7 protein-coding genes are annotated in these 8,647 nt (G+C 35.2%); 3 read left to right on the top strand and 4 right to left on the bottom strand.

The window, feature by feature from the left end:
* Positions 1-357: 357 nt before the first annotated feature.
* Positions 358-738, top strand: a complete 381-nt coding sequence (locus tag ACP6PK_RS15770) for a competence protein CoiA family protein (RefSeq protein ID WP_426560663.1) — start codon at positions 358-360, stop codon at positions 736-738.
* 865 nt (positions 739-1,603) lie between these two features.
* Positions 1,604-3,160 (top strand): uroporphyrinogen-III C-methyltransferase, encoded by a 1,557-nt coding sequence (gene cobA, locus ACP6PK_RS15765; RefSeq protein WP_426560661.1) that lies wholly within the window; start codon positions 1,604-1,606, stop codon positions 3,158-3,160.
* Between the two features lie 538 nt (positions 3,161-3,698).
* On the opposite strand, the gene ACP6PK_RS15760 is transcribed toward cobA, so the two are convergent.
* From ACP6PK_RS15760 to ACP6PK_RS15745, 4 genes are all read right to left on the bottom strand, one after another.
* Entirely contained in the window at positions 3,699-4,886 is a 1,188-nt protein-coding gene (locus ACP6PK_RS15760) for a S8 family peptidase (RefSeq protein ID WP_426560659.1), read from the bottom strand.
* Between the two features lie 173 nt (positions 4,887-5,059).
* On the bottom strand, positions 5,060-5,395 hold the full coding sequence (locus ACP6PK_RS15755) for a zinc ribbon domain-containing protein (RefSeq protein WP_426560665.1): 336 nt from the start codon (positions 5,393-5,395) through the stop codon (positions 5,060-5,062).
* 335 nt (positions 5,396-5,730) lie between these two features.
* Positions 5,731-6,117, bottom strand: coding sequence for a ribosomal maturation YjgA family protein (locus tag ACP6PK_RS15750; RefSeq protein ID WP_094674470.1), 387 nt, complete (start codon positions 6,115-6,117; stop codon positions 5,731-5,733).
* Positions 6,118-6,232: 115 nt separating this feature from the next.
* Positions 6,233-6,442: a hypothetical protein gene (locus ACP6PK_RS15745; protein ID WP_094674468.1), complete on the bottom strand. Its 210-nt coding sequence runs from the start codon at positions 6,440-6,442 to the stop codon at positions 6,233-6,235.
* Positions 6,443-7,279: 837 nt separating this feature from the next.
* Between ACP6PK_RS15745 and ACP6PK_RS15740 the strand changes: the two genes are divergently transcribed.
* The coding region (locus ACP6PK_RS15740; protein WP_426560656.1) for a glycosyltransferase family 2 protein at positions 7,280-8,647 on the top strand (1,368 nt) is incomplete at its 3' end.

Genomic DNA, 8,647 nt, shown 5'->3' with positions numbered 1-8,647 from the left:
ATCTAAAATCTAAAAACTGTAGCGCAATAGTTAATTCAATCATTAATTAAAGCAAAGTTTGGCGATCGCCTAGGGTTGCGTAGCACTATCGCCATCCAGACAGTTTATCTAAAATCTAAAAACTGTAGCGCAATAGTTAATTCAATCATTAATTAAAGCAAAGTTTGGCGATCGCTGATTTTTATCAATTTATTTGGAAACTATTTTTTATAGAATATCTAGTTTTTCCTATGGCTTGCATTTTTTAAGTTAAAAGTTAAAAGTTAAAAGTTAAAAGCAATAAAATTTATAATTCCAACTTACAAAACTTATAAAATGATGCTTATAAAAATTTAGGAATTTATCTAATTAAAAATTATGCCATTAAGAGCTATCTTAGATAATCAAGAATTATTTGCCCCATTTATATCTGATAAAGAATGGGAAGAATTAAAACAAAAGAAAGTTCGAGTTATTTTACCTTGTTGTGAAGCAAAAGGATATTTAAGAATCTCAAAACAGGGAATTAAGCATTTTGTTCATAAAAAGAAAGATGGATGTAATTATAAATCAGAAACATGGCAACATCTTTTATGCAAAACAGAAATTGCTATAGCTTGTAAAGCTATGGGTTACGAGGTAAAAACTGAAGCAAGGGGAGTACATTGGAGAGCTGATGTTTTAGCTACTAAGCATATAAAAAATCAATTAGTTAAACTTACTTTTGAAGTTCAATGGAGTCCTCAAACCTTAGAATAAACGAAAGAACGTCAAGATAAATATGCTAAAGATGGTATTCGTTGTTGCTGGTTATTTAAGAAGTTACCAACATCCGAAGAAAGACAAGATATACCGATGTTTCAATTACAGTTTGACCAATCTGAAAATCCTACAGTAATTTTTGATAATAACACCTATCTTTTAAATAATTTTATTACTGAAATTTTATCTGGTCATTTTAAATTTTCTCAATTTTACCGATATAAAAGACAGCAAGATATTCAAATCAGATTTTTTCCTGTTAATTGTTGGAAGTGTCACAAAAAGCATTATATTTACCATGTTCAGAGTGAGTCTTATGAAACTATAGCAATCCTAAATAGGTTGTGATAAATTAAAAAGTAAATAAAAAATTTGAAACTCTTACCTGTTGCCTGTTGCCTGTTGCCTGTTGCCTAAAAAGCAGTAAGATTTTTGCCACGAATCAAATAGGATTGCTATATATGTGGCTGTTATTTTAATTTAATAGACTACATTATATTAACAGACAAAATTATAGGTGAACCTCAATTTATTCCTGAAATTGTAAATAAAGCTTATGAATGCTTGAAGACTGAAAAAGCTAAACATCAAAACATGAAAATGGGCAAAATTAAATCTCGCTATAGCAAAACAGTTGGAAACTATTACACTTCATTTGGTTGTCCTTATTGCGATGCAATATTTGGAAATCATTTTTATTTTCAGGAAATTTGCAATCTTAAGCATGAAGATGTTCAATATATTGATTTTGAAACAACTGTTAATATCTCTTCTGAAAAACTAAATATTCCTCATTGGTGCTATTCTCCAACTAAAGATTTTTGTTGCAACTACTAATTTAGATTTACTTACTCAAATCAACATGACTAAATTACTAGGAAAAGTATATATCGTTGGAGCTGGACCAGGAAGTAAAGAATATTTGACTGTCAAAGCACATTCTCTAATTATTCAAGCAGAAGTCATAATTTATGATGCCTTAGTTGATGACTCTATTTTAGAATTAGCACCAGAAAATTGTTTAAAAATAGAGATGGGTAAACGTGGGGGTAAACCCAGTATTTCTCAGTCAGAAATTAATAGCTTGTTAGTAGAAAAATGTCGTTTAGGCAAACAAGTAATCAGACTAAAAGGAGGAGACCCTTTTATTTTTGGTCGTGCTGCTACAGAAATTCAAGCATTAATTGAAGCTGGTTGTAAATTTGAAGTTGTACCAGGAATTTCTTCTGCATTAGCTGCACCTTTACTGGCAAATATTCCTCTGACAGATGCAGTAATGAGTAGAGCTTTTGTAGTCTTAACTGCTCACGATATAGAAGCATTAGATTGGGAAAAAATATCTCAGATTGAAACTTTAGTAATTTTAATGGGAGGAAAAAATTTAGGTGAAATTGTACATCAGTTATTAAGACATGAAAGAAAACCTGAAACTCCTGTAGCTATTATTCAAAATTCTGCGACTCCTAAACAACAAATTTGGATTGGTACTTTGAAGGATATTGCTAAACAAACTTATGCTGAATATTTGTCTCCTTGTGTGATAATTGTGGGAGAAGTAGTCAGATTAAGAGATTATTTACAATATCCAAATAATATGGTTAGAGAAAAGTCAGAAGCAAAAGCAGAAATAGCACCTTTAGCAAATAAAACTATTTTAATAACTCGTTCAGCAGGTCAGTCAAGTAAGTTTACCGAACTTCTAAAAAAGGAAGGAGCAAAAGTAATTGAAATGCCAGCTTTAGTTATTACTCCTCCTTCAAGTTGGCATGATTTAGATGTGGCTATTAATAATATAGATAGTTTTGATTGGTTAATTCTGACTTCTACAAATGGAGTAGATTATTTTTTTGAAAGATTGGCAGAAAAAGGTAAAGATAGTCGTGCTTTAGCTGAAGTAAAAATAGCAGTAGTTGGTAAAAAGACGGCAGAAAGTTTGAAGAGTTTTGGTCTAGCACCAGATTTTATTCCACCTAATTTTGTTGCTGATTCTTTAGTAGCAAATTTTCCTGAAAAATTGAGTGGAAAAAAGGTTTTATTTCCTAGAGTAGAAACTGGTGGTCGGGAAGTATTAGTCAAGGAATTAAATAGTCAAGGTGCAGAGGTAATAGAAGTAGCTGCTTATGAATCTAGTTGCCCAGAAAATATTGTACCCGAAGCTTTGTTAGCTCTACAGAATTTGCAGATAGATATTATTACTTTTGCTAGTTCTAAAACTGTGAGAAATTTTTGTTATTTAATTGCGGAAAATAAGGATAAGTTAAGCGAAAATTGGTTAGAAAATATTTGTATTGCTTCTATCGGACCTCAAACTTCTCAAAGTTGTCACAGTTTATTAGGTAGAGTAGATGTGGAGGCTAAAGAATATACATTAGATGGGTTGACTGAAGCTATTATTAAGTGGGTGGGAGTGAGAAATTGACATACTCCCCGGCGTAAACGCACGGGGATTCTCCTGAAACCAGGATTCTTGCTTCAATGAGTACACTTAAACTAAACACCTTACGGCATCTAGTCCAGAGATGGTTCTCTCCCCAAGCGTTCGCTCTATTGCCTCTTGCCTCCTGCGGAGGAGCTGCGCTAACAGAGGAGCTGCGCTAACAAGAGCCTGTTCCCGTATGCCCTACGGTACAGTTTAAACCTTAAAAAAACTTTGGTTCTCTGATACTTATTGCTTAGAGCTTTTCCATACACAAGCATTCGGAGTGCAAAACCCCCTAACTCTAGTTTTTAAGGTGCTAGTTTGCTACGATTAGTAGCTAGGTTTTTAGAGCGGTTGAATACCTTTGCCGCTTTTATAACTATAAACATAAAGTTGCCCTAAAAGGACAAGGCTTTAAACCCAATTTTTCGGTAAAAGCTTGTCCTGGAGAATTTAGGATCTACTTTAGTTTTCAGCTCCCTTTCCACTGCTCGTCCTTCAGACTCTATACCTAGAGCTTCTCGCCGACCTAGCTAAATTAACTCTGAGGAGCTTGTACTATTCCAGTCCCAATATTATTTATTTCCTGACCAGAAGCAAGAGACTTAAGTGTTCCGCTGGAAATCAGTCGTGACATTAATACTTGATCATTGACCCGCCCTGTCAACGCTAATTGACGTTGTGCCCATAAAGCTGCAACTCCAGCAACATGAGGTGTGGCCATGCTAGTTCCACTCAAGCTACTAAACCCACCACCTACTTTGGCTGATATTACATCCACCCCAGGAGCACAGATATCGACTTGGTCATTAGAAAACCTGGCTACAGAAAAACCACTAGCACTTTCTTGTAAAGCTCCCACCGCAATTACCCCTGTTCCAGCAGCAGGCGGAGCTACCGAAACCTCATAACTGGGACGGTTACTTTCATTTCCTGATGCAGCTACAATAATTGTTCCCTGAGCAAACAACCCATTAGCTTGGACGAAGCCGGATAGTTGTGTGAAAAGATTGATATTGGCACGATATCCCTCCAAAGCAATTGAGGTAGCAGCTTCTATTTGCAGTCCTCTGTCAATCAAATTTCTTACATACCCAGGGAAATCAATACCAAGGGACATTGAGATCACGTGAGCCCCTTCATTGACTGCCCATTGAATGGCTTTAGCGATGGTGGGCGATGACCCTCCTCCTGCTCCTAAAACTTTACCAATCAAGGCTCGCTTGATGTTACGAGCAACACCAATACGAGTTCCCTCAACATCTTGACCAAAGATTGTCCCAGCACAGTGAGTTCCATGACCATTTAGATCGTTATCCGAATCAGTTGTAAAGTTCTTTTGAACTAGGTCAACCCCAGTAAAAGCTGGATGAGAAGGATCGATTCCTGTATCAAGTACGGCCACAGTAATGTTGCTACCATCGAAGGGAGAACTATTTGCACCAACAGCTTCTATCCCCCAGGTAGAACCAGTAGTCGGAGTAGCTACGTCCTTTGATTCTACAGGTGCAATTAATTTCAAGGGCAAAGCTGGTGCAAGGGCACGGGTTTGAGGGTCACGCCGTAGGTCATTACGTTCGGAGTAACTAAGTTCTGTTTCCTCAACTTCCAGTTGTTCAGGAGCTAATTCAAAAGTCCTAGCACCTCTTCTGATCCCTAAATTATCTGTTGTCGGTACTAGAATTTCTCGGCTTCGGAGGATGATATATTTGATTCCTTTTAACATAAATTTTGCTCCTTTTGAAATTAATTTCACGAATTCGGTAATAACTCCGCTAGTCCTAAATATGAAATATGTAAGGATAGAAGGTAGTGACTTCTGCTGTACAATACCTAAACAATTCCGGCAAAACTTGGTAAAATCTCGGTTTTGCCAGTCAAAGATGTTTGCTTCTTGCTTCAACCTGGTCGGTCGGCCTCTTCCAGTTCACAAGCGTAAATTCGGGTACAGCCTACCCTACTTGATTGATGAATGTCCCCATACTGAGATAACACCAGTGCCGCATTTAAGTCCCGGTCTATTCTCATTCCAGAGTGAGGGCAGTTAAAAGTACGGTCTTTTAACTTTAATTGTTGATTAATACGACCGCCATTATGACAAGTTTTGGATGATGGAAACCACAGGGGGGCTAGCACTACAGTTCCACCAGAGCTTACGATTTTGGTTGTCAATCGTTGTCTAAATTGATACAATCCAAGCCTTGCTATTGATGCTGCCAATTTACCATTTTGCATCATCCCTTGAACGTTTAAACTCTCTAAGCAGACGTCCCGAGGCCGAATCAAAGATTACGGCGCGGGCTTCTTAACCTCGCAGTTAAGCATTTCTGCGTAGCACTTACCTATGAGCTGAAGCTCACCTGGCAGTACGCTATTAGCAGACAGTTTCCATCCCCCGTTGCCCACGGGTACTAATTCCAAACCCCGTCATCTCACCATTATTATCTATTATATATGTAACAAAAAAGACTGTCCATTAATTCAATTACAGGCTCAAGTCCTCAAACCTATATCAGATAATACTTCTGGTTGTTGCAATCGCCAAATTTGTGATAAATACAGGATTAGTATTACTTTTCAGACATGGTGTAACGTAAAACGATCCAAGTCAATGTACAGCCTAATATATAGTACAAAAAATCCCACCAGACAAAAGTATTTCCTAACAACAGCCTGCCAATTAAAGTAGCTCTAATAGCTTGTAAAAAAGGTGGTTTCCATAATTGGAGAAATTCTAGAAATGAGGTGATAATAAAAACCCAAAAAGCTACCCAACCTGGTGGAAATTGAGGTCGAATAAAAATCACTAATAAAATCCAGAATGCTTCATAAAAAATTGAACTAAAAGAATTATTCAGCCATTCAGAAAACATTCCCTGATAGAACTTAGTTGCCAAACCTAAAATTACAGTAAAAATCAAACATACTAAAATAATATTTCTGTATTTTTTTGTCATATTAATCTACATTCCCCAAGCCAAAACGAAGTATAAAAAATTAGGAGTGAGGAGTCAGAATGAAAATTGTACAATTGCTCCTAACTTCTGAATTCTCAATTCTAAATTCTGACTTCTAATTATATGCTGCAGGTACAGAATAATCAGTCAATAGCCACCTAGAATAACCTTGATGATAGGCATCAATATAAACTAATTGTTGTCTTAATTCTACTAAACCTAACTTATTCATTCCCACTTCTGGAAATTCATTTAATCCAGCTTTTGCTCTAAAACAACCATCTTCAAATCCTATAGCTTGCAAATACATTTCACTTTTATTCATACTGAGGTAGTCACCTAAGTCAATTTGAAACTGTAGATAACCGCGTAGATAAGCATCAGCATAAATTTTCTGTTCTACTCTTTCTACTATATTTCGTTTCTGAATTCCTGCTTCTATGAATTCACCTAAACCAGATTTAGACCTCTGATAACCATCAATAAAGCCTTTAGCTTCAAGGCTATTTCTTGTTTCTATAGAGACAATTTTACTCCTGATTTATCCAGCAAAAATTGGGTTCTCAATAGCTATTAGAGAACTCAGCAACAGAAATGTTTTCCCGAAAAAAATAAAAAATTTATGCAAGATTTTTTTTGTTTTTATTCCTATGCTATATAACGAGAAAATATTTTTTGAATCAAGCAAAAACAACAAATAAATAGTATTCATATAAGCTGAGATAATCTTTTTGCTAGTATTATGATTAAACCTTAATATTTATGTTTAAAACTCGCTGCAATTATTGATAAGATTTACAATTCCAAAGCTAGCAACATTAACATTACATCAAGTCGGTTGAATTATCATAACAAAAACCTTATTCTCAATATTTTGGGCAGGTCTCCTCCCTATAGGGGTTTGATTCCCAGACCCCGAATCCCTACTTTTTACCAATTTCCAAATTTTCAATAATCTATGCTCCATAAATAAGGAAGAATTAAAAATAATTATAAGGAGCTACATTACTAATCTTAGCAGTTATTGGCATCATACCTGAGAGCTGATCGGTGAGCTAGCTGTTTGCGGATCATTCTGGTACGGAAATGCTTAATATCTTTCTTTTTCCTTTTCTAGGGAATAGCAAAACAAGAGTAGCTAAATTAAAAATATATAACCATCATGTCACAAACTTTTCCAAATCCAAAAGTAAGCGTAATTATTCCTGTTTATAACTGTGAACTCTACATCGCCCAAGCAATTGAAAGTGTCTTGAATCAAACTTATACTGACTATGAAATTATTGTTATAGATGACGGTTCTACAGATAATACCTATCAAGTCTTACAGCCATACATGAAAAAAATTCGTTATTTTTATCAAGAGAATAAAGGATTATCTGCTACTCGTAACCAAGGCATAAAAATGGCAAAAGGAGAATTAATTGCTCTCCTGGATGCTGATGATTTATTTCTCTCTTTTAAGCTTCAAGAACAAGTAGCTATTTTCGATGTTCAAACAAGTATAGGTTTGGTACAAAGTGGGTGGCGGGTTGTGAATGAAAAAGGAGAAAAAATTCAAGATGTTGAACCTTGGCATAAGTCTCCAGAATTAGACTTAGTAAGTTGGTTAAAATGGAAAGCTACTAATCCTAGCGGAATGATGTTTCGTAAAGAATGGTTGAAAAGAGTAAATGGGTTTAATGAAGAGTTACGCAGATTAGAAGATTTTGACATTGTAATTCGATTAGCTTTAGCAGGTTGTCAAGCCATTTGGTTTCCCAAAGTTGCGGTCTGTTATCGTCAACATAGTGGTAATATGACGCGAAATTTACTTGCTCAAATAGCAGTAGAAGAAAAAATTTTAGATGAACTTTTTTCTAATCCTAATCTCCCTCCAGAAATTGAACATTTAGAAAAGGAATTACGCTACGGTTCTCTGATTTGGAATTGTTGGTGTTTATATAAATCTGGCTACTTTGCTGAAATGGTTGATTATTTGCATAAATCTTTAAAGTTTTCTCCTGTTTCTGTGCTTAAAACTATCTGTGAGTGGTTATATTATTTTCACTATTATGCTTCTCTAGAAAACTATTCATTTAATTCAGTTTCTTTGAATCAAATACCAGAGTGGCAACTTTTAATAAATAAAATCATGCCAAATGGTTTACCACTGGTTAGCGTAGTTATTCCTACTTTTAATGATGGTGATTATATTCTTAAAGCTATTGAAAGTGTTTTGGATCAAACTTATGCTTTCTGGGAGATTATTATTATTGATGATGGTTCTACTGATAATACTTACCAAATTTTAGAATCTTACCTCAATCAAATAGACTTTTTGCAGAACTATCCAACAGGAAATAGACAGCAGGAAGTAGGAAGTAATCAAAATTTAACTTCCGACTTTTCCCAAAACTATCCAATAGGAAATAGACAGCAGGAAGTAGGAAGTAATCAAAATTTAACTTCCGACTTTTCCCAAAACTATCCAATAGGAAATAGACAGCAGGAAGTAGGAAGTAATCAAAATTTAACTTCCGACTTTTCC

It is taken from the genome of Dapis hubbardiae BLCC-M172, from assembly GCF_050016015.1.
In the GTDB taxonomy this organism is placed as follows: domain Bacteria; phylum Cyanobacteriota; class Cyanobacteriia; order Cyanobacteriales; family Microcoleaceae; genus Trichodesmium.
Note: the sequence above shows the minus strand (reverse complement) of the source record. Positions and strands in the feature narration are given on the sequence as shown.